Annotated in this window: 16 protein-coding genes and 2 pseudogenes; 8 read left to right on the forward strand and 10 right to left on the reverse strand. The window is 62.7% G+C overall.

Annotation, left to right across the window (positions count from 1 at the left end):
- Positions 1–412 precede the first annotated feature (412 nt).
- Positions 413–1,609: an acyl-CoA dehydrogenase family protein gene (locus ACFXIV_RS21610; RefSeq protein ID WP_379396394.1), complete on the reverse strand. Its 1,197-nt coding sequence runs from the start codon at positions 1,607–1,609 to the stop codon at positions 413–415.
- Between the two features lie 708 nt (positions 1,610–2,317).
- On the opposite strand from ACFXIV_RS21610, the gene ACFXIV_RS21615 reads away from it, so the two are divergent.
- The 5 genes from ACFXIV_RS21615 to ACFXIV_RS21635 all read left to right on the forward strand — a co-directional run bounded on the left by ACFXIV_RS21615 (position 2,318) and on the right by ACFXIV_RS21635 (position 12,066).
- Complete coding sequence (locus tag ACFXIV_RS21615; protein WP_379396392.1) at positions 2,318–4,906, forward strand: PEP/pyruvate-binding domain-containing protein; 2,589 nt, start codon at positions 2,318–2,320, stop codon at positions 4,904–4,906.
- Positions 4,907–4,951: 45 nt separating this feature from the next.
- Positions 4,952–5,878 carry a hypothetical protein gene (locus ACFXIV_RS21620; protein ID WP_379396391.1) on the forward strand — a complete coding sequence of 309 codons (927 nt, stop codon included), beginning with the start codon at positions 4,952–4,954 and terminating at the stop codon, positions 5,876–5,878.
- Positions 5,879–6,056: 178 nt separating this feature from the next.
- Positions 6,057–8,156 carry a hydantoinase/oxoprolinase family protein gene (locus tag ACFXIV_RS21625; protein WP_379396389.1) on the forward strand — a complete coding sequence of 700 codons (2,100 nt, stop codon included), beginning with the start codon at positions 6,057–6,059 and terminating at the stop codon, positions 8,154–8,156.
- Entirely contained in the window at positions 8,153–10,432 is a 2,280-nt protein-coding gene (locus tag ACFXIV_RS21630; RefSeq protein ID WP_379396387.1) for a hydantoinase B/oxoprolinase family protein, read from the forward strand. The genes ACFXIV_RS21625 and ACFXIV_RS21630 overlap by 4 nt, the downstream gene beginning before the upstream one ends.
- A complete protein-coding gene (locus tag ACFXIV_RS21635) occupies positions 10,429–12,066 on the forward strand; it encodes an AMP-binding protein (protein ID WP_379396385.1) in 1,638 nt (545 codons plus the stop codon). The genes ACFXIV_RS21630 and ACFXIV_RS21635 overlap by 4 nt, the downstream gene beginning before the upstream one ends.
- 183 nt (positions 12,067–12,249) lie before the next feature.
- On the opposite strand, the gene ACFXIV_RS21640 is transcribed toward ACFXIV_RS21635, so the two are convergent.
- The 4 genes from ACFXIV_RS21640 to ACFXIV_RS21655 form a co-directional block, all read right to left on the reverse strand.
- Complete coding sequence (locus tag ACFXIV_RS21640; protein WP_379396383.1) at positions 12,250–12,753, reverse strand: hypothetical protein; 504 nt, start codon at positions 12,751–12,753, stop codon at positions 12,250–12,252.
- Positions 12,707–13,201, reverse strand: a complete 495-nt coding sequence (locus ACFXIV_RS21645; protein ID WP_379396381.1) for a tetratricopeptide repeat protein — start codon at positions 13,199–13,201, stop codon at positions 12,707–12,709. Before ACFXIV_RS21645 ends, ACFXIV_RS21640 begins: the two co-directional genes overlap by 47 nt.
- A gap of 286 nt (positions 13,202–13,487) precedes the next feature.
- Positions 13,488–13,643: a hypothetical protein gene (locus ACFXIV_RS21650; protein WP_379396379.1), complete on the reverse strand. Its 156-nt coding sequence runs from the start codon at positions 13,641–13,643 to the stop codon at positions 13,488–13,490.
- A gap of 217 nt (positions 13,644–13,860) precedes the next feature.
- Entirely contained in the window at positions 13,861–14,136 is a 276-nt protein-coding gene (locus ACFXIV_RS21655; RefSeq protein ID WP_379396378.1) for a trypco2 family protein, read from the reverse strand.
- A 743-nt stretch (positions 14,137–14,879) separates the two neighbouring features.
- Here ACFXIV_RS21655 and ACFXIV_RS21660 point away from each other — a divergent pair.
- The 3 genes and pseudogenes from ACFXIV_RS21660 to ACFXIV_RS21670 all read left to right on the forward strand — a co-directional run.
- A pseudogene (locus tag ACFXIV_RS21660) lies at positions 14,880–15,068 on the forward strand (MMPL family transporter); the annotation flags it as partial.
- Between the two features lie 58 nt (positions 15,069–15,126).
- The gene (locus tag ACFXIV_RS21665) at positions 15,127–15,738 is read left to right on the forward strand and encodes a lipocalin family protein (RefSeq protein ID WP_379421314.1); all 612 of its coding nucleotides are present in this window, start codon (positions 15,127–15,129) and stop codon (positions 15,736–15,738) included.
- 171 nt (positions 15,739–15,909) lie between these two features.
- Positions 15,910–16,599, forward strand: a complete 690-nt coding sequence (locus ACFXIV_RS21670) for a hypothetical protein (RefSeq protein ID WP_379396374.1) — start codon at positions 15,910–15,912, stop codon at positions 16,597–16,599.
- On the opposite strand, the gene ACFXIV_RS21675 is transcribed toward ACFXIV_RS21670, so the two are convergent.
- The 5 genes and pseudogenes from ACFXIV_RS21675 to ACFXIV_RS21695 form a co-directional block, all read right to left on the reverse strand.
- On the reverse strand, positions 16,565–16,864 hold the full coding sequence (locus ACFXIV_RS21675; protein WP_379396372.1) for a hypothetical protein: 300 nt from the start codon (positions 16,862–16,864) through the stop codon (positions 16,565–16,567). The two genes, ACFXIV_RS21670 and ACFXIV_RS21675, sit on opposite strands and share 35 nt — an antisense overlap.
- A gap of 761 nt (positions 16,865–17,625) precedes the next feature.
- Positions 17,626–18,111 (reverse strand): hypothetical protein, encoded by a 486-nt coding sequence (locus ACFXIV_RS21680; RefSeq protein ID WP_379396370.1) that lies wholly within the window; start codon positions 18,109–18,111, stop codon positions 17,626–17,628.
- A gap of 175 nt (positions 18,112–18,286) precedes the next feature.
- Positions 18,287–18,829 (reverse strand): annotated as a pseudogene (mhpB, locus tag ACFXIV_RS21685) (3-carboxyethylcatechol 2,3-dioxygenase); the annotation flags it as partial.
- Positions 18,830–18,897: 68 nt separating this feature from the next.
- The gene (locus ACFXIV_RS21690; protein WP_379396368.1) at positions 18,898–19,668 is read right to left on the reverse strand and encodes a hypothetical protein; all 771 of its coding nucleotides are present in this window, start codon (positions 19,666–19,668) and stop codon (positions 18,898–18,900) included.
- A 22-nt stretch (positions 19,669–19,690) separates the two neighbouring features.
- The gene (locus ACFXIV_RS21695; protein WP_379396366.1) at positions 19,691–20,971 is read right to left on the reverse strand and encodes an ATP-binding protein; all 1,281 of its coding nucleotides are present in this window, start codon (positions 20,969–20,971) and stop codon (positions 19,691–19,693) included.
- Between the last annotated feature and the right edge of the window lie 27 nt (positions 20,972–20,998).

The raw sequence follows: 20,998 nt of genomic DNA on the forward strand, positions 1-20,998 counted from the left end.
GCCGGACGGTCGAGAAGATCGCCGATCAGGTTGGACAGAAGTCCCCGACTCCTTGTCAATCTCGTGCGAGGACCAACTTGGAGCCGGGTCATTCTTGCGGTATCACTGACGACCTACACCCTGGCGTGGTGTTTGCCGAAATCAGCCTACAAGGCATATCCGTGGTTGGCGGCCATCGCCCCCTCGCAACAGACCTTGGTCGCGTCTGTCCGGCCGAACTTGATGCGAGGCGCGGACCACGCATACCGCGGTCGGCGCCTGGGGCGATGGCTACCAGGGTTCAGTGAATGTGGCTTCCCCAGCCTCGCGTCGGGCGGGCGGCGGCTCGCGCCCAGAGCGCTGCCCAAGCATGTCGGAGTCCCGAGACCCCCACTCGGTCAAGGAATGTGGGGCGGCGGCGAGAGGGCGAGGTTCAGTAGGACTTGGGAAGTCCGAGCGTGTGCTCCGCGATGAAGTTGAGCACCATCTCTTTGGATACCGGGCCGATTTTCAGCATGCGGAGCAGAAACCAGTAATTCGACAGCTGGTACTCGAGCGCGACGCCGTTGCCACCGTGGGCCTGGATCGCCGAATCCAAGGAATGGAGGCCGGCATCGACACCGAGAACTTTGGCCATATTGCTCGACTCGCCGGGGTTGAGGTTTGCGTCGTACAGAGCGCAGGCTCGAGCTGTCATCAGCTTGGCGGATTCGATCGCGATCTTCGCTTCCGCCAGCGGATGCGCCACAGCCTGGTGGCTCCCGATGGGAACGCCCCAAACAGAACGTTCGTTCGCGTACGCAACCGCTTTGTCCAGCGCATAGCGCCCGATGCCGATGCAGATCGATGACACGAGCAGGCGTTCGGCGTTGATTCCGGCGAACGCTGCCTTCATCCCGTGATGTACCTCGCCGATAACCTGGTCAGCGGAGACCCGTACGTCCTCGAAATAGACGGTCGACTGGCGTTCGGGCACCTGCAGGGCAGTCGGAATGACCTGGCGTGAGATACCTTCCGCATCGGCATCCACGACGAACAGCGTCAACCGCCCGCGTCCGGTTCGTTCGTCGGTTCCGGTGCGCGTGACGACCAGGACGTACTCGGCTTCCTCCATCCCGGAGATGTAGTACTTCATGCCATTGATGACGAAGGCGTCCCCGTCTGGTCTCGCCCAGGTGTTGATTGCGAACGAGTTGGTCCCGGCGTCGGGTTCGGTGATGGCGAACGAGCTCATCGCAGCACGCTCCGCCAATGGGCGAAGCCAGCGTCGCTTCTGCTCGGGCGTACCGTGCTGGGCAAGAATCGTGCCGTTGACCCCGGCTGAGAACACCGCGCTCAATGCTGGAACGCCGGCGGCGGCGGTCTCTTCGACAACCATGCTGAGTTCCGACAAGCCTGCTCCGCCGCCGCCGTACTCTTCGGGAATATGTACGGCGAGGAAGCCCGCATTGCCCAGTTCGTTCCACAGCTCGGTCGGTGCGGTCTTCGCGTCGACGACCTTCTGGAAATAGTCCGGTCCGTACTTGCGAGAAATCGACGACACCGATCTTCGGAGTAGCCGCTCGTCCTGTGTGGGTTCGAGCGGAAGCGCCGGCTCGACCGGGGTGCGGGAAGGGGAAATTCTCGTCATACCAACTGCTCTCCAGGGTTGGCAAGGTCGTCCACTGGGACTGGCCGCATGATGAATTCGCCTGCGTCACAGGGGTTCTGCTGACCGGCTGAACGTGGACGGTAGCGCTGGGTGCGGGATGCGGGTGGGCTTTTGCGGATGATCGCTGCGTTCATCTTCGCTGGTGACTTTCGAGATCGACGTTGAGCACTGCTGCCTCCAGCAGGTGTATCCCGGTCGGTGGGGCGCTGGGGAGTGGGCCCTCGGGTCAGGGTAGCCGAGCCGGAGCTATTTGGAGAACGAAAATCTCAAATTGGTGTGGTGCCGGATGGGTGGTCCTGTGAGCTTCGGCTGGTTGCTGCGCTCGGAGCGGGATGGAACGGAGCGCCAGACCGATCGTTTACGCGATGGCTGAAGAGCGTTCCGATAGGTGGACGATGTCGATCGTCTTGTATGGCGGCCACTACCAGCGCAAATGACGGCGTCTTCGACGCATCTGTAGATCTTGATCGGCGGTTGGGGAGCGCTCGGCCAGCAAAATGTGAATGATCGTTGACGTGACGCAGGTAACTGTTTACGGTTGTGGGACACGCAGCGCAGTCATCTCGAGGGAACGACCCGGACCGAAACGGTCGAGCGCGATGTCGCCTCGAGATCGATATTGGCGCGCGGATTCGCCCCCTGAACCGTCACGTACCGGAGGATTCATGAAGTACGTACTCGAGCTCGATGAATGAACCCCAGTCGATCGCTTTGATTGGAGGCAAGGCGGTCGGCCTGGGGAAGTTGCTGGCACACGACCTGGCCGTTCCAGAAGGATTCGTCATCACCACCGAGGCCTACTTCGCGTGTATCACAGATGACGTCAGGGAGCGCATCGCCGAAATAGCCCAGGGGGCCCGAACCCACGACCAGCTGACCGCATCGTCGGACGAGATCCGTGCCCTGTTCACCAGGGATCGTCTCCTGTCAGGTGTCGCAGCCGAGATCCGATCGGCGTACGCAGGCCTCGGCGGCGGGCAGACGCCGGTCGCTGTTCGATCGAGCGCCACCGCGGAGGATACCGTCGACGCGTCCTTTGCCGGCCAACAGGACACGTACTTGTGGATCCGCGGTGCGGATGCCGTCGTCGATCACGTACTCAGCTGTTGGGCAAGCCTTTTCAGCGCTGCGGCCATCGGGTATCGGTCGAACCTGTCTGTGTCCACCGAAGATCTCGCGATGGCAGTGGTCGTGCAACGGATGGTTCCCGCGGATGCGGCCGGAGTGATGATGACTCTGGATCCCGCGACAGGGGATCGCTCGAGCATCTACGTCGAGTCCGCCTTCGGACTGGGCGAGGGCGTGGTCAAGGGCGACACCGGCTCCGACAGCTTCTGGGTCGACCACAGTACTTTTGAGACAACGCGATCAGAAGTTCGGGAGAAGGCTCGCGCTTATCGTGTTGTCGAGCCTTCCGATGCGGTGGTTCTGGCCCCAGTGCCCGACAACGAGCGGTACCAGAGGTCGATTTCAGACGCCGAGCTTCGCGCGATCGCGGAACTGGGGGCGCACATCGAGCAAGTACTCGGATCTCCTCAGGACGTCGAGTGGGCACTTGCGCCAGGGCGCAACGGAGTTCGGGATCTGTACCTCCTGCAGACCAGGCCGGAGACGGTCTGGAGTCGAACGCCGCGATCATCGGAAGAGTCGCCGTCGATCGCGAAGGTCGGCTTCGCTCCCGCGGACCCCAACGACGTGAATCTTCTGCACGCCACGGGTGATACCACCGCTCTGTGGACGGTGACCAACATCCAGGAAGCGATCCCTGGTGTCGAGACGCCAATGACATGGTCCTATTTCGGCGAAGGAGGTGAGTACGCCCTGCGGAACCATTTCCACCACATAGGCGCGTTGTCAGCCTCGGAATCTCGGATCCCAAACGATCAAAAGGAATGGATTCTCGGCCTGTTCTACGGCCGGTGCGCCATGCGCGTCGACCTGCTCGCGACGTGGGCGGACCGAGTGCCGGGGATGAGTGGCGAAGCCCTGGTGTCGCAATTCTTCTCCACTCTCACAGGAAGCTTGACCAGGAAAAGCAGCAGGATGTACTCCCTGGCGGCGCTGCTCAAGTTCCCGACCCCATTCCTCTCGGTTCCGCCGCTCATGCGGAGGAACCGTTCGCGCGTCGCGGCGTTCTGGCGAACGTCATTGGAGCGCCTTCCCACGGCATCCCGTTCCGGGGTCGAGCAACTGATCGAGGAGGCGTATGACCATTTCAGTTACAGCTTGGGTCTGCAGGTGCGCCTGACCATGGGTGCGTTCGCCACGGTGAGCAAGATGCTCGCGACTCTGGCGTCCACGCAGTCGGAGGTATCGGTCCACGAGTTGGTCGCGGGGTACGGGGGCCACGAAGAAACCGAGCTGGTCAAGGACATGTGGGACCTATCGCGCGAGAAGATCACGCTCGATCATTTCCTGTCCGAGCACGGTTATCACGGATGGCAGGAAGGCGAACTCTCGAACAAAACCTGGCGTGAGGATCCGTCGATGATCCACGAACAGGTTGCCGCCTATCGGCTCAGGCCGGAGGGTGAGAATCCGCACCAGGCGGAAGCGCGTCGTGCCGAGCAGCGCGTAGGCCTCGAGGCCCAATTCCTGCGTGCGCTTCCGGCGAGACGTCGGCCTCACGGTCGCCTCGTGCTGAAGTTGGCATCGATCTATCTGCCGATGCGGGGGGTCTCGAAAGTTGCTTTTCTGCAAGGCCTTGATGTCGCACGGTCGGCGGTTCGACGGATGGGTGAGTATCTGGTGGCGGACAACGTGATCGACGATGTCGAGGACGTCTTCTACCTCACGCGCGACGAAGTGAAGGGTGTCCCGCCTGCCGACGCTCGGGCTCTCATCAAGCAGCGCAAGGACATTCGTAGGCGATACCAGACGTTCGAAGTACCCGACGCATGGCAGGGCATACCGGAACAGATCGATCCCACCTCACGCTCTGCGATTGAGCTGATCGAAGGAACACCCGCCAGCCCAGGCGTGGTCGAAGGTATTGCCCGCGTTGTTCTTCAGCCGGCGGACGCGCATCTTGCCGAAGGGGAGATCCTGATTGCACGGGACACGGATCCGGCCTGGGCATCGCTCATGTTCCTGTCCTCTGCCCTCATCGCGGACATCGGTGGGGTGATGAGCCACACCGCAGTGGTTGCGCGGGAGCTCGGGATTCCTTGTGTGGTCAACACGAAACTTGCCAGCCGGACGGTATCGACGGGTGACCTCGTCAGGGTCGACGGCGCCAAGGGCACGATCGAGATCCTCGCTCGCGCCGAAACGTAAAGATGAAACTCAACTACCCGTTGAGCGATGAGAGGAAAATAAAAAATGACTGTGACCGATGTGGCCAAAGGACTTCAAGCCGAGTACAGACGCGACCCGGTGTGGGGCCCACTCAGCCACCCTGCCCTCGATACGATCGAGGATGGCAGGCAGCCGTGGAAGGACCACATCTACATCGCGTTCTGGGATCCGAAATCGGCGTCATACGGATTCCTCCATTGGAACGGTTCACCCAATCACCCGACGACGAAAGTCCAAGCCAATATCTCACTCGGTGGCCACGAGTTCGACCTGATCGAGGAACTCCCTCCTCAGTCGACCCATTTCACTAGCGAATCAGCCGAATTCGACCTCAAAGGCACAATCGAGTACAAGCATGAGAGGCTGTCGGGCACACTCACGATGGCCCCGCAGTTCGGTGCGATCGACTACGGGCCAGGCGGTTCGATTCCCGCACTGGCGGATCAAGACCCCCTGCAACACTTTCAGAGCGGTTTGACCTTGACGGGAGCTCTGCGGCTGGACGGCATCGACTACGACATCGATGCACTCGGATTCCGCACCAGGACTTGGGGATATCGGGATGACTCGGAACAGTTCCCAGAGTACTTCTATCTCTGGGCGACATTCGATGATTACGCCGTCTCGGTGATCAAGCATGTGCATCCCGATGGACGTCAGAAGACAGGCGGTGCCCTCGTCAACGGCGCCGAGACAATCATGATCACAGATGTGCATCTGCCCAAGGACCGTGCCGGCTTCGCCTACGAGGTGACCGTCGATCTCGAGGACGGAAGCACTCGGACCCTCCATCGTGATGAACGGGTATGGGGCGGTTGGTGTCCGATCGGTCTGCCCAAGCGCAATGGCCCGACTTTCGCGGCGTTCGACGAGGTGGTCGGATTTACCGATTCCGCCGGCACATACGGGTACGGACTTTCGGAGTACGGATACATCCGGCGAGTGTTCTGACAATGGGTACGAAGGCCGGAACCAGCGCGGATATCCCGGTTCCGCAACCTCATCTCACAACTTGTGGCCGGTTCGGCAGTCCGCATCGTAATACCCTCGGGCACAACGAGATTCAGGTCAAACAGGAGATGTCGGAAATGGTGCAGCACATACGGGGCGGGGCGGAAGAGGTACCGGCATGACGTATGCAATCGGAGTCGACATAGGCGGAACCTTCAGCGACTGTGTCGCGGTCAGCGACGACGGCCGTGTCTTCTATGGCAAGGCGCTGTCGACTCACTCGACGAGTCCCGTGGAGGGCGTACTCAACGGGCTCGCGCAGCTGGCCGAAGCTGCCGGGCAGACGGTCGAGCAGCTGTTGGCAGCGACCGATCAGTTCAGTCACGGAACAACCATCGGGACCAACCTGGTCGTCGAACGTAAGGGTGCCCGAGTGGGACTCATCGCGACGAAGGGACACAAGGACGCGTTGGTCATGATGCGCGGCCGCGGTCGCACGGCAGGAGCCCCGGTAGACCGGGTCCTGAATGTTCGAGACACCGACAAGCCGGCTCCGCTCGTCCCGCGGGAGTACATCACCGAGGTGATAGAGCGAGTGGCGCCCGACGGGTCGATTCTGGCCCCTTTGGACGAGGATGCGGCCCGCCGTAGCCTGGCCGTCCTCCTCGACTCCGATGTCGAGGCAGTCGCTGTCGCCCTGCTGTGGTCGTTCCGCAATCCGTTGCACGAAAGGCGAATTCGCGAACTGATCCATGAGATGCGGCCGGACATATATGTCAGTCTGTCGTCGGATATAGCACCGCGTCAGGGCGAATACGAACGGACGGTGGCCGCGGTCATCAATTCCTATGTGGGACCGGCTTCGAGCCGATACCTCGGTGAGCTCGCCGACCAACTCGCGAGCGGTGGCCTGAGCCGCCCGCCTTTCATCATGCAGTCCAACGGTGGTGTGCTCCCGGTCGATGTCGCGCGGGGCCGCCCTGTGCAGACCATCGGATCGGGCCCGGCGGGCGGGCTCGCCGGAACCGCCGCCATCGCCAAACTGAGTGGTCACCGCAACGTCATCGCGACGGACATGGGTGGCACCTCGTTCGAGGTCGGTCTCCTCGTCGACGGCAGCCCAGTGCTGTCGAGCGAGAATGTCATCGACCAGTACACATTCAAGATCTCGCAGCTCGACGTGCGCTCCATTGCCTGTGGTGGCGGGTCGATCGCACGGGTTGACAGGCACAGTGGTGCACTCCAGGTCGGGCCGGAATCCGCAGGCTCCGAACCTGGGCCGGCGTGTTATGGACAGGGCATCGAACCGACAGTGACCGATGCGGACGTGGTGCTCGGCCTGATCGAGCCCAATACCTTTCTTGCCGGGCGGATGAAGCTCGATCGGCACGCGTCCGTTGAAGCGGTTCAGAAGCTGGCCGAGGGGTTGGGGCTGTCGGTCGAAGCGGCCGCGTCCGGCATCTTGCGAGTGAACAGCAACAACGCGGCCACCCTGATTCGTCAGCGCACGATCGAACAGGGCCTTGACCCAAGGGATTTCGTCGTCTACGCATTCGGTGGTGCCGGTCCGGTGCATGCGTTTTCATTCGCACGTGAACTCGGTGTCTCCGAGGTCATCATCCCACTGGGTAACGGCGCATCGACCTTGTCCGCGTACGGCATCGCCGTCAGCGACGCCAGGCATGTGCTGGAGCAGGAGTGCACACTCCGGGTGCCGTTCGATGCGACAGCGCTGTCCGCCGTCACCGAATCGGTGGAGTCCAGAGCGCTTGCAGAGATGGCGGAGGCTGGATTCACAGGCGACCAGGTACGACTGGAACGCACCGCACTGGCTCGCTACGCCGATCAGTTCATGCAGGAACTGCCGTTGCCAATGCGAGAAGGCACGGTGGACGGGACGATGTGTGCCGATCTCGCTGACGAATTCACCGCCGAGTATGCGCGACTCTATGGGAAGGCGGCGTTGTCGCCATTCCACGCACCGGAGATCTTCGCGGTGCGTGTGACAGCCACAGTCGGGCTCGGGGCGGTTCCGGGCTCAGTGCACGGTGGCGCGTGTGAGAAGCCTGTCGGCACGCGCGAGGTTTTCTGGCCCGGTATCGAAAGCTGGCTTCCGACAGCGGTTTACGAGGGGCAGCCACCCATCGGTAAGCGGATTTCGGGGCCCGCCGTCGTCCAACTTGCGCATACCACCATCTCGGTCGCGACGGACCAATTCCTGCATACCGACGCCTTCGGCAACTGCGTCTTGACCGTGAACGAGGATGCGCACAGATGACTGCCGCCATTACAGACCCCAAATCCGCGATCGTCTGGGACGGTGTGGCGCGTGGATACATTCCCGCAGACCCCCCGCGTGTCGACCCGGCTGTGAACCTGCATCAGACCGCGGTCGACGACATCGACGCGGTGTCCTACGAAGTAATCAGATACTCGCTGATGAACGTGAATCTCGAGCATGCCGATTTGATCCAGCGGCTCTCGTTGTCCCCGATCGTCATGCTCGCCCGCGATTTTCAGACATCGGTGCTCACCGAGACCGGCGAGGTGGTGAATCTCGGTGCAGGTGTGCAGTATTTCTCGAATCAGAACGCGCTGACCATAAAGTTCATCCTCGAGCACCGTGGGGCCAACGGCATCCACGAGGGTGACATGTTCTTGGCGAATGATCCGTACATCGGGTCGTCTCACCAATCCGATGTCACCCTGGCCGCCCCGGTCGTGATCGATGGTCAGCTGTTCTGCTGGTTGTCGAATTCCATGCACCATCAGGATGTCGGAGGTCCGGCACCGGGCAGCCAATGCGTGGAAGCCACCGATTCGTGGCAGGAACCGATGATCTGGCCACCCGTCGTGCTGGTCGAACAAGACCGGCTGCGGGTGGATGTGGAGGAACTGTTCGTACGGCAGAGCCGGTATCCGGGCTTGTCGCGGATGGATTTGCGGGCTGGGGTCGGCGCTCTCGTCGCCACCCGCGCCAAGATTCTGTCGTTGATCGACAAATATGGTGCCGGCACCGTCAAAGGCGTCATGCATCGCGTGCTCGATGCCGGGGAAGCACTGTTCGTGGAGCGGTTGTCCGGTATTCCCGACGGGCAATGGTCGCACCGAGGGGCGATCGAGGGAGCGGTCCCCGGAGATCGCAACACATACACCTATCAGGTCAACATCACGAAGGCCGGCGATCGGCTTGTGGTCGACAACGAAGGAACCGATCCGCAAGCCGGTGGAATCAATCTCAGCTTCGCCGGCTTCAGCGGATGTGTGCTCGCATCACTTACCCAGCAGATTCTGCCGGAATTGGCCGGCGCCTACGGCGGCGCGTATCGACGCGTGGACTTCAAGCCGACTCCCGGACTTCTCAACTGTGCGGATCATCCGGCGGCAGTGAGTTCTTCGGGTGTGTTCACCACCGAGGCCATGATGAACGTCGCCGCCAGTGCTGTGTGCAAGATGCTGGCCAGTGGGAGCGAGGCGACGCGCGAGCTGACACTGGGCGCACCCACACCGAACCTGGCGTCACTCATCGGTGCCGGCATCGGCGCGGACGGCAACCAATTCATGCTGATCAACGCCAACGGGTTGATGGGCTCCCTGGCTGGTCGCGCGGCCCGGGACGGCGTCGACTCGGGCGGCCACTGGTGGATTCCGGACGCGGTGGCGTTCAATTCCGAGGACCTCGAAGCGCAGACACCGTTCCTCGTGCTCGCGCGTGAACTGCTTCCAGTCGGTCTCGACGGCAGCGGAAAGTACCGCGCGGGAGTGGGATTCAAGGAGACGCTCCTTGCCCACCGCATGCTCGGCGGTGCGCTCGTGGTGTATCAGAACGAAACTTTCCCACGCGGACAAGGACTGTTCGGCGGTAACCCCGGCTCATTGGCGACATGCCGGATCAAGCGCGGCTCTGATGTCCTGGAAAAGCTCGGGCAAAGCGTGGTCAACACTTCGATCCGCGATATTGACGGTACAGAAGAGCTGATGGCATACAAGGGAGCTCCGTGCCATATCGGCCCTGGTGACGTAATCGAGTGGGTTTCTCCTGGGGCAGCGGGGTACGGGGACCCACTGCTCCGCGACACAACCTTGGTGCTGGCCGATGTTCGCGCACTGATGCTCGACCCGACGGTTGCCGAACGTGTGTATGGCGTCGTCGTTTCGGATTCACAGGTCGTCGACGAAGTTCTCACAGCGGAGCGACGTCGTGCAGCCCGACGTGAGCGGCTGGGTGGCCGTGAGCCGGGAGATCCGATGCCGGCGCCCGACGGTGCACTGCGCGTCGGCGAGTTGGTCTACGTCGTGGGCGACCGGTGGTGGTGTAATGGCGCCGACCTCGGTCCGGCCACGGCCTCGTACAAGGCGCATGCGGTCCTTCGGGAAACCCCGGTATGTGACATGGGGCCCGAATACAACGCTGTGGACCGGACAGTCGCGGATCGATTCGTCTTGCGCGAGTTCCTATGCCCGATCACCGGCTATCGCATCGACACCGAGATCGCACTCGCCGGTAGCGAGTCCCAGCACGACATACGAATCGGAGAGGCGACCCCGTTATGACAGCCACCGTGTATCAGCGGACCGAAAAGTTGAAACCCGTCAACCCGGACACCGTGATCGGCGCCCTGGCACGTGCGGTTTCACAAGTCCCGGACGATGTGTTCCTCGACTTCAGCGGTGACCTGTTGACCTACCGCGAGGTCGACAGGTTGGCTACGCGCCTGGCCCACTCCCTGTCGAAACTCGGTGTCTCCCATGGCCGGACCGTTGTCGCCGTTCTCGACAACAACGCGGACGCGATCGTCACATGGATAGCGGTGAACAAACTCGGCGCGATCTGGGTTCCGATCAACACCGCCTACAAAGGGGAATTCCTCAGGCATCAAGTCGATGATGCCGGTGCGGCATTGGCAATCTGTGAGCATGCGTACCTACCAGCGTTGAGGGACATCGCTTCCGGCGCACCGGAGCTGAAACGGATCCTCGTTCGAGGTGATGGGGTACTCGACTCGCCTGCGGCAGACGTCGCAGTGGAGCCGCTGGACCGCTTCCGCGGCGATGACGAATCGCCGATCCCGGTGTCGAACGCTCCCGGAGACATCTCAAGCCTGATCTATACCTCTGGCACGACGGGCCCGTCCAAGGGGTGCATCTTCAGTCACAACTACCTGTGCAATCAGGGCAGGCAGTGGCAGCGTTTCGTGCCACAACCGCGGCAGGAACCCACATGGACGTGTCTGCCACTGTTCCACCAATCCGCGTTGGGGCTTGTGATGTCGGTCCTGCTCACCGGTGGCAGGGTGGCGATCGAATCCCGATTCTCCGTGTCCACTTTCTGGGAGGAGATCGAACGGTCCGGTGCCACACACGCTCTGATCATGGCGTCGATCTTTCCGTGGGTGGCGCATGCACCGGACAGCGAAGCGATGAAACGTTGTGTCGGGCAGCTGCATACGGTGACCGGCGTCCCGATCACGCCGGAAGTTCGCAAAGTCTGGAAGGAGCGATTCGGGGTCCGGTTCGTCAACAGCTTCGGGTACGGGCAATCCGAAGGCGTCTTCCTCGCGTTCTCCCCGGAATCAGATCCCGCACCGCTGGGCTCCTGCGGGCATGTCGCCGACGATGACTTCGACGTTCGGATCGTCGACCAGGACGATGTAGAGGTTCCTCCCGGCGAAATCGGTGAGATCGTGTACCGGCCGAACGCGATCAACACGATGTTCTCCGGCTTCTGGCGACGTCCGGACGCCACCGCCGAAGTATGGCGAAACCTGTGGATGCACACTGGCGATCTGGGGCGTATCGACAACGGCTATCTGTACTTTGTGGATCGCAAGAAGGACTATTTGAGGTCGCGTGGTGAGAACATCTCGAGTTTCGAGGTCGAGCGAACGCTGCTCGGCCACGAAGCCATCAGTGAGGTAGCCGTCCACTCAGTCGAATTCGGGCGTAGTGAAGACTGCTTGAAGGCGACAGTCGTTCTTCGGGAAGGCCGGTCTGTGACCGCAGAGGATCTGTGCCTGTGGTCGATTGATCATCTCCCGTATTTCGCGGTTCCTCGGTACATAGAGTTCCGAAAGACCCTCGCGCGTACGCCGAACGGAAAGATACAAAAGTATATCCTGCGCGGTGAGGGCGTCACGGCGGACACATGGGATCGGGAAGCGGCCGGTATTGAAGTCCGCCGAAGTTGACGGCCACTTTCGTTTCCGGTGATGGTCAGTGTTTCTATTGCACAGTAGGACGCGACTGGCCGATTCTCGAAGCAGCGGAAGGGCTCGGTCATTTCTCCAGTACCGTCGTCGAGGAAGCCGACGGAACACTGGGCGATTCGTCGCGCCAATGGCCTGCTTCGGCATCGAGTTCCTGCGCACGAATCAATGATTGGTCCATTCGTCTGCGTCCCGTAGCGGACGGAGAAGGGCGAGATCGACGTATGTTGCCAGCGCGGGTACGAGTGTGCTCTTTCCCGCCTCGATTTGACCGCTGGCGGCCTGACAGGACGCGACCAGGAGTTGTGCCTCCAGGCCTGCTCGGGGGCGGCGCGTGGGGTCAATGCTCTTGCGCAGCTTCGTTGCTCGATCGCATGCCGAGGCGATCTGAGCGGGAGTGCCCTCACGAAGTAGCAAGCGGATTGTGGTGGCCTCGTTGAGTTCTGTTGTAGGCGTTGCGATGCCGTCGCTACCTCGGATGGTCGGTTCGGGGTGCCCGGCGGTCGTGATCGGGAGACCGACGCGAGCCTGTTCATTAGTGATGCGAGCAGCCAATCGAGGAAGCGCGAGAATCCGCGCGGCGTGAGCGCCTTCGTCCAAGCGTTTGGCTGCGCCGTCGAGATCACCACGTAACGCCATGATCCGGGCACCGGTCGCATAGGTGGCCATCATCAACTCCACGGAACCGCCGTCTGTGCCGAGCATCATAGACTTCGTTGAGGAGTCGCTCCGCTTCGCTGAGTTGGTCGCGTTCGTACAGCAGATCGCCGAGCATGGCGCTGGCCAGTCGCGCGGGGTAGGACAGTCTGCCGGATGCAGTTGTCGCGACGTCGAGCGCAATGCGGAAGTTGCGTTCGGCTTCGATGATGTCGAGCTGTTCGTGAGCTGCGATGCCGACCATACAGTGGCTGTATATCAGACCGAATGTCCCGCTGAGCTGCCTATAGTAAGGCGCAGCCCGTTGATGCCACTCACGAGCCTCGTCGAAATCGAACCGGCAGATCGCCAGGAATTCGGCAAGATTCGAGGCAACCGACAAGGTCCACGGAGTCAGCACGTCGGCTCGGGACATACAGTCGGCCACGACTTTGTCCAGGTCGTCGACGCGGTCGCTCATTGCACGTCCGGAGCCCTCGATGAGGGCTACCTCGGCGGCAAGAGCGGATCTGTCACTTTCCGTCGTGGAAGATTCCAGCGATGCATTTGCGAGCCGCAATGCCGTCTGGAGTTCAGCGTATCGCACTGGCGTCGTTGAGTGTCAGTGCAGGGATCGTGAGCCGGCGGTCTGGCAGGTTAGACCCTGATCCGTGACGGCCCGTCTCTGGCAGTGCTTTTCGAAGGTTCGGTATCTAATCACCGAAGGTTGGAGCCGGGGGAGAACCGACATACGGGTGCTTGATGATTCATCCTTTTAGGGTTCTTATCATCGACTGATGAAGGTCCCGTTCCAGCACCCTCGACGGCGAAACAGCCGCGGCGTCACCGCTTTGGCGGCGCAGGCCGTTGCCGGTGGCGAACACCCGCCCCTGCGCCGACAGTTTCGCGGGCACATCGATCACGGTCTCATCGTCGTGGACCAGCCGGCGTGCCAGGTGACGGCCGATATCGTCGCAGCCCGGATATGACCCGTTCAAAGCGGTGGGTCTCGGTGAGCGACTCCCAGTTCTCGCTGATCCAGCGATTACCGGGAGACGGTGACTCGTAGGGCATTGTCAGGCTCCCTTGGACTTCACCGGGCCGACGGTCGCCAAGGACGGCGATCCAGCGCTGGCGGCCTCAAAGATGATCCTCCAGATCGCCCGGGACGGCGGGCTTGAACTTCGCGCGGACCTTATGCGTCTGCGCTGAGGAGATCCCGCCGCCGATGGTGACGACGTACGCCTTGATGCCCGCCTTGCCTTCGTCCTTCACGGCGATGTTCAGCTCGATGGCGCATTCGTCGAGCGTCAGCTTGAATCCGTCACCCGAGTCTGCTTGGGCCGCGGTCAGCTCGGACTTGAGATAGCGGATCATGTCGGAAAGTTCGATCGCGCCATCGGCTGGAATGGTCATGCCGCGCTGCCTCTCGCTTGACGGTTCTTCTCGAGCCAGTTCCAGGGTCGAACGCAAGAATATTGGACCGTTGCCCCGACGTGCCTCGAGACGCGCCGGATCCCGGTCGGTTGCGCCACTACCCCCGAGAACTGGACAGAGCAGAGTGCGTTGCGCTCCCTACAGGCCGTGCCCGTGGTCGCGATCACGGCCGAGAGCGGTCGCAACAGCTTTGCCAGGCGGTTGATCTCGAATCCCGCGAAGAGTCACCATCGCCCCCTGTGAGGGGTCGCAACTTCACTGACACACTTCAGCACTTCAGCCGCTGCCGAGTCACCGACGCCCCGCGAGGGGTCGCAACAAATCCCAGGTGATTGGGGTGAGTCAGGAGCTTGAACCGTCCCGGGTTTGGGGCCGCCGTTACTTCAGTCCTGTGTTCCTGACGGATCTGCCGCAGATCGAGGTTCATGCCGTCACACTGTGCGTGTGTTGTCCCGAGAGGGGGAATCGGCTTTCGGCACCGCTGGGCGGCAGTCGTCTCGGGGCAAGAGTGTGGGGTTCGCCGGTTATGGCGGTCAAGGCTTGTTCGAGGGGTGGGGACCGGTGGTTTGCCTCGCAGGACGGCTCGTCTCGCACTCACAGCCCCGGCGCGTTCGCTGCCGCCGGGCTGGTGGTGGCGTTGATGTTCGTGCACTTGGCTCTACCGCCTGCCCTGACATTATGTGGCCGAAAGATGTTCTGGCCCTTTGTTCTTCAGACGGACCGTCGCGTCGGCCGGCCCGGTGATCACCAGTGCTGGGGTGGTGCTGGCGGCGGTGTTCTGCGTACCTGGGGTGTTGCGGCTGATCACGCTCACTCAGCTGGGTATCGTGGCCGGCATCGGTATCCTGCTCTACACCTTCGTTGTGCGCACGCTCGTGGTCCCAGCTGTGTTCGCCGTTCTCGGCGACCGTGCATTGATCGAATCATTGAGATCGACGGGCGAGTACACCGCCAGGAAGGACAGGCATGATGAATTCGAACCGACTGCGTCGGCTTTCGTCGGCTATCGGTGTAGCCGTGGCCTTCTCGATCTCGGTCGCCGGAATCGTTCCCTCGACGTCTGCGCACGCCGATCCACCGGCACCGGTCGCCGGACTTGATTTGGGCCGGTATCTCGGCACCTGGTATCAATTGGCCGCGATACCACAGTATTTCAACCTCATCTGTGCCAGGGACACGCGTGCGGACTATGCACTGGACGCATATGGCGATGTGTCGGTGCACAACTCGTGCACGACGTGGTCCGGCAGCGTGAACGAGATCCGCGGCACGGCCACGGTCACTGATCCTGTGACGGACGCGCAATTGCACGTCAGTTTCCCCGGCGTGCCGACCCAGGACGCGCTGTACGGCCCGACCAACTACATCGTCACCGCCCTCGGCGACGACTACTCGTGGGCGCTGGTGACCGATCCGAACCGTGTGTCGGGATTCGTCCTGTCACGCACCACAATGCTGGACCCCGCCCAGTGGCACGATGTCAGCGCCGCGATCACGGCGGCGGGGGAGAACACCTGCTGGTATCTGACAACCCCGACTACGGGCGGACTGGACCGCTTCACGCCATTGTGCGTGGACTGACGTACCGATAGCGCACTTCGAGGGTCGGCGTGGGTGCCCATACGACAGGCCCGGGTCCGTGTACCGCAGACAGGTCGCCCGAATCTGGGCCGCCGCCGGAGGCACCTGGAAGTCCTACGCCTCTCAAAAACGCCGCGCTGATTGATCAACTGCGGTCTGACAGCGGCCTCAATGTCGGTGTGGGCGCGGATGATGAGGGGGGTAAGTGAATCTCAAGCTATCGCCGAGGAACTCTTCGAGTCGCTTCGGCGGCATGTGATGATGGCGCGGTTGTCTCCGGCTGGAGGCGCGCTGTTCGCGTTGACGAAGATCCGGCAGTCGTATTCAGTGAGTCGCAACCGACCGCTGTATTTCGAGCTCGCCGACCCCGTTCAGGGCATGGAGCTGGTCACAAGGCCGACACTGGCAACGGTCCAGATCGACAACCAGACAAAGCAATTCGGGCCTGACGGCGAATACTACCGATGGTTCAACCGCGCGGCTGGCACCGCCACTCGGCAAGGACGATCCGCAGGATGTCAAGATCGGCTACTTCGGCTACTCCGGCACGACATCATCCACCACAAAGCCCGGGTCAGCGACGCACGCCGTGAAAAGCGCGTCGTCCTGAAATGGTTCGACGAGGGCGAGGAAATCGCCCCCGGTCGCACCCACTATGCGGACCTGTTCAGCGGGTTTCCGTGGGCCGAGCTCGGTGCGGTGGTGCTGGACCCGCCACCGTTGGCGCCCGTGGACACACGGCTGGCGTCGACTCCGTTCGACGCCCTAATGCAGCTGCCGGGCAATCCCGGCAGCTACTTCTTCCCCTTCAGTCTCGCATCCCGAATCAGGAGGCGGGCTTGGGCTTGCCCAGGTTGCTGACACCGTTGATCGCATCGAGGATGTTGACGATGGCGTGGGTGCCGCCGTCGAGTGCCGAGCTGCCGGAGTCGAGCATGGCGGAACCGGAGGACGAGCCAGCCGAACCCGAGGACGAGCCGGCCGAACCCGAGGACGAGCCGGCGTTAGCCGAACCCGCGCCCAGGCCGGTGGCGGGGGAGCCGGCAGCGGAGGCCGCAGCGACCGGGCCGAGGAACAGGGCGGCGGCAGAGAGGGTGGCGGCGGCAACGATCTTGCGAGAGAACACTTATGGAGCTTCCTTTCCCAGACAGATAACGACGCCATCACGGCGCATAACAAAATGTTATAAGAAGAAATCTGAAGATCCACTCCTATTATTGTGTTAATGATCACAGTTAATAATGAGCTAACGGAACATTTTGCCGAGATGACGCTATTTGATCTTCATTCCGCCCGCAGATTCAATGATCAAATTCGATTGCTTTTTCTACGGTGCTGCGTATCGGCCTGCGGCGGAGGAGATCTCGTGGCGGACCTCCGATCCGGGCACGGCGCGACCTCGAGCTGAACGACACGCTCGGGAACCCGCTGGCATGACGGCGATCCGGCGTTCCCGAGCGGGGTATCGCGCAACGCGAGGGCGGGACGCGCTCAGAACGCGATGCCGTCCTGGATGTCTCTCCCATGCTGTGCTGCAGGGGTCGGCGGCTCGGCGTGACCCCACTGCAGCGCGTACACGCGCCGCCGCACGCCTAGATGGTCGCGTCGGTGCCCGTCGGCACGGCGTCTGGCTGCAACGGTAGGGAGGAAATCGTCCTCGGTCGCACCCACTATGCGGACCTGTTCAGCGGGTTTCCGTGGGCCGAGCTCGGTGCGGTGGTGCCGGACCCGCCACCGCCGGCGCCCCGTGGGCACACGGCCGGCGTCGACTCCGTTCGACGCCCCAATGCAGCTGCCGGGCAATCCCGGCAGCCACTTCTTCCAAACGGGCGCCCTCGACAGGATGGACGGTCACGGCAAGTGGCGGCGACCGTTGCTCTCGGGTCGTCAGGAAGGGGTGCCGGCGGTCCCTGAGCCGGACCCGGAACCGGTACCGGGGATGCTGTAGGGCGGGAGGTTGCAGATCAGGGTTGCGGCGCTGCCGGTGCTGGGGCAGGGCAGGTAGGTGACGTTCACGTCCTGCGCCTTGGAGCTCTCGACCGATCCATCCGAATTCAGTTGTGACACAACGATGTGATGGATCCCGAGGGTCGTCGGAGTGAAGCCGGCGTAGGCGACCCCGAAGGCCGGGCCGTCGGTGCAGCTCGCCGGCACCGGACTGCCGTGCAGCGGCTGCCCATTGTCGGTGAAGGTGATCGTGGCGGTGGTGCACGGACTGATCTCCGCGAGCACCTGCCACGAGTGGAACGGCCCGCTCTGGCCGAGATCGACATCCACTTTCGAGATATCCGCCGAAGCGAGTGGGCTGCCCAGGACACTGACCGCGCCGGCGGCAAATGTGCTCAGCATCAGGCTGCTTCGCTTGAACTTCATTCGATCCCCTTGTGAAACAAGATTATTTCAGTTCCACGGAGCGTAACGACAACCTCTCCGCCGGGAATCCCCCCATTTCCCGGGTCTCGCCTGTCAACGCCGACCTGGAAACACCACAGGTACAGCGGTCATCAGCACCAGCGGAGGGTGATGGTGCGGGTGTTGCGGCCCTTCCAGAGCCGCCGCCTTGCTCGTCCATCCATGCGGTGGTCCAGTGGTCGATTTCGTCGAGTTCGCCGCGTTCGAAGGTGTCGAGGACGTGATGGTCCCAGCGTGGGTTGATCGGAATCATCGAGTGTGATCCGGCCGCGTAGTTGACGCCTGCCACCAGCACGCGATGTTCGCTGCGGGCGCGCTGCGTGGATGTCGGTTCGCGGCCTTCGATGAGCGACTCCGCAACCCGCTGTGGAGCATTGGCGAGGGTTGGCACCGGGGGGTCGTGGGACAGCCCGCCTGACGCGATGAACAGAACTCGTTTGCCGGGAGCATGGGCGGCATCGCCCAAGGCTGTTCCCATCGAACGGATTCGGTGTGGCGGTCCGAAGGGGGCCGCGACGCCGTTGATGAACACCGGTACCACTGGAACGCGGTCGATTCCACCGAACAGAATCTCGAGGGGCTGCACGAATCCGTGGTCGACCGCCATCCGCGCCGACACTGTGAGATCGATGCCGCGATCCAGAACGCCTTGCGCCAGCTGTTCGGCCGCATCCGTGTCGTCCAGGATGCGCGCCTTGTCGATGGCCGCAGGGCTGTCGCGTGTGGGATCGATCAGAGACGAGCCGGTCATCCTGTAATCCCCGCTTCGCCCGCACAGCGAAGCTCATGGGAGAACGAATAGGCGTTCAGACGGGTGGCTAGCGCATCAATGCGTTGGATGGATACACCGGCGGGCAGCCGGATCTCGGCGTGTGCTCGGCCGTCCCGCTCGTGTACCGAAATCTCGGCCAGCGGTTCGTCATCCTGAAGTTCCTGCCGGACAACGCGATTCACCGAGTCATGCCGCAGGGCGACCTTGTTCACCTTGCCGACCGCGGTGACCGGAATTGCTGGGATGGTATGGAGATACTTCGGAGCCGCTGCGGGCTCGGGCGCATGCTGGATGGCCCACTCGCGAAGTTCGTCTGGATCGGGATCCGCTCCTGCGCGCAGCACCAAGTACGCGGCCGGCACTTCGCCCGAGTGTGGGTCCGGCCGCGGAACGACCGCCGCTTCGGCTACGTCGGGGTGTGCGAGCAGTGTGTCCTCGATCAGCTGGGGATCGATATTGTGGCCGCCGCGAATGATGACATCCTTTGCCCGGCCGGTCAGGTAGACGAAGCCATCGGTGTCGATTCGGCCCAGGTCCCCGGTGATCAGCCATTCGCCGATGATCACTCCGGAAGGATCCGGCTGCGGACCTGTGGGACCGGAACACAGATATCCCGGAAACACGCTGGGCCCCTTGATCGCCAGTACGCCGAGCTCCCCGGTATCGCAGTTGTCGAACGAAAGTCCATCGGCTGCCAGCCGGACCGCTTTCACCTGCTGATAGGGGAGCGCCCGCCCGACCGACATGAACCGGCTGGGGCACACTCTCTCACAGTCGGGTGTAGTCCCGCTGGTCCTGCTCGAACGTGGTCAGGATTTCCGGTGTCAGGGTCGGGCGGGTATTGGCGACCGCGATCAGGTAGTCCTCGGTGGTCGCGGGTGCGTCCGTGCTGTCGCGCACTGCGCGTTCGAACGCGGACTGCGCGCCTGCACGGGCTGCGTATTCAATGTCAGCGGGGGTGAATTGCGCTGTGGCGCACACCAAACGGTCGACGTCGATGGTCTCGGCGGCGGGGCCGAGATATCGTCGCCAGATCGCGTTCCGTGCCGGTGCGTCCGGAGGGCCGACCGGAATCACGTAGTCGAATCGACCGGGCCGCAGGAATGCCGAGTCCAATGAGCGGACCGAGTTCGTCGCGCAGATCAGCAGGCGGCTGTAGTCCTCGCGGAACGTCGGTATCAGCTTGAGCAGCTCGTTGGTGACTCCGTGCGCAGGGCTTGTGGCCGTACCCGAACGCGTGCCTGCGATCTCCTCCACCTCATCGATGAACAGCAGCAGCTCGTCGAGTTCGGCCAGGTCGGCGAATACCTCGCGCAGCGAGGCCGCGAGTCCACCTGTCGCCGCGGCGGCCAGCCGGGAGGGAAACAATTCGACAAACGGCCAACCAAGTCGGGACGCGACCGCTTTCGCGAAACTGGTCTTTCCGGTCCCCGGTGGCCCGAACAGGATAACGCTCTTGGGTGGCAAGACCCGATAGCGCTCGGCCACATCGGGATTCACCAAAGGCAACACGACCCGGCGTTCGATGATCTCCTTCTCCCGGCCCATCCCGGCCATCGACTGCCACAGTCCCGGTGGAAGCAGCCGCCCGCCCAGTTCGGTCAGCAGGGTGGACTGCGCGGGCGCCAGTGGTTCCAGCAGCTCGTAGTAGACGAGGCCCGTCCGGCGCAAGTACCCGGAATTCTCGAACGCCGCAGATCCGGTGGCGCCCTCGGGGACGAGGGTGCAGATCCGCCGCACGCCGTTCGACCGCAGCCGCCGCTCCAGTTCGGCAAGCAGTGCGCTGCCGATACCGCGCCGCCGCCACCGCGCCGCCAGCGCCACCAGCAGGACCCAGGCCCGCTCGCCATGGATCTGGGCGACCGCCATCCCGACCATTTCGCCACCGACCTCGGCGACCACCGCCGCCTCCCCAGCTCGCGCGGCCGCCATCACCTCCGCCAGCGCGAACACCGGCTCGTCCGCAGTAGGCACACGGCTCTGCTCCCAGATCTGGATCCCCTGATCCAGATCATCGTCACGGAACTCGCGTAGTCGCCATACCGGCATAGATCTGCCTATCCGTCCCCCGTGAGG

The organism is Nocardia sp. NPDC059236, assembly GCF_042754085.1.
GTDB lineage: Bacteria > Actinomycetota > Actinomycetes > Mycobacteriales > Mycobacteriaceae > Nocardia.

Coding starts and splice junctions, on each gene's coding strand:
- ACFXIV_RS21640 (WP_379396383.1), bottom strand. CDS start 12,753: ATGGCCACCTATGCGACCGGTGCCCGGATCATGGCGTTACGTGGTGAT.
- ACFXIV_RS21615 (WP_379396392.1), top strand. CDS start 2,318: ATGAATGAACCCCAGTCGATCGCTTTGATTGGAGGCAAGGCGGTCGGC.
- ACFXIV_RS21665 (WP_379421314.1), top strand. CDS start 15,127: ATGAATTCGAACCGACTGCGTCGGCTTTCGTCGGCTATCGGTGTAGCC.
- ACFXIV_RS21690 (WP_379396368.1), bottom strand. CDS start 19,668: ATGTCGGTCGGGCGGGCGCTCCCCTATCAGCAGGTGAAAGCGGTCCGG.
- ACFXIV_RS21680 (WP_379396370.1), bottom strand. CDS start 18,111: ATGAAGTTCAAGCGAAGCAGCCTGATGCTGAGCACATTTGCCGCCGGC.
- ACFXIV_RS21630 (WP_379396387.1), top strand. CDS start 8,153: ATGACTGCCGCCATTACAGACCCCAAATCCGCGATCGTCTGGGACGGT.
- ACFXIV_RS21635 (WP_379396385.1), top strand. CDS start 10,429: ATGACAGCCACCGTGTATCAGCGGACCGAAAAGTTGAAACCCGTCAAC.
- ACFXIV_RS21645 (WP_379396381.1), bottom strand. CDS start 13,201: ATGAGCGACCGCGTCGACGACCTGGACAAAGTCGTGGCCGACTGTATG.
- ACFXIV_RS21655 (WP_379396378.1), bottom strand. CDS start 14,136: ATGACCATTCCAGCCGATGGCGCGATCGAACTTTCCGACATGATCCGC.
- ACFXIV_RS21620 (WP_379396391.1), top strand. CDS start 4,952: ATGACTGTGACCGATGTGGCCAAAGGACTTCAAGCCGAGTACAGACGC.
- ACFXIV_RS21625 (WP_379396389.1), top strand. CDS start 6,057: ATGACGTATGCAATCGGAGTCGACATAGGCGGAACCTTCAGCGACTGT.
- ACFXIV_RS21670 (WP_379396374.1), top strand. CDS start 15,910: ATGTCGGTGTGGGCGCGGATGATGAGGGGGGTAAGTGAATCTCAAGCT.
- ACFXIV_RS21610 (WP_379396394.1), bottom strand. CDS start 1,609: ATGACGAGAATTTCCCCTTCCCGCACCCCGGTCGAGCCGGCGCTTCCG.
- ACFXIV_RS21695 (WP_379396366.1), bottom strand. CDS start 20,971: ATGCCGGTATGGCGACTACGCGAGTTCCGTGACGATGATCTGGATCAG.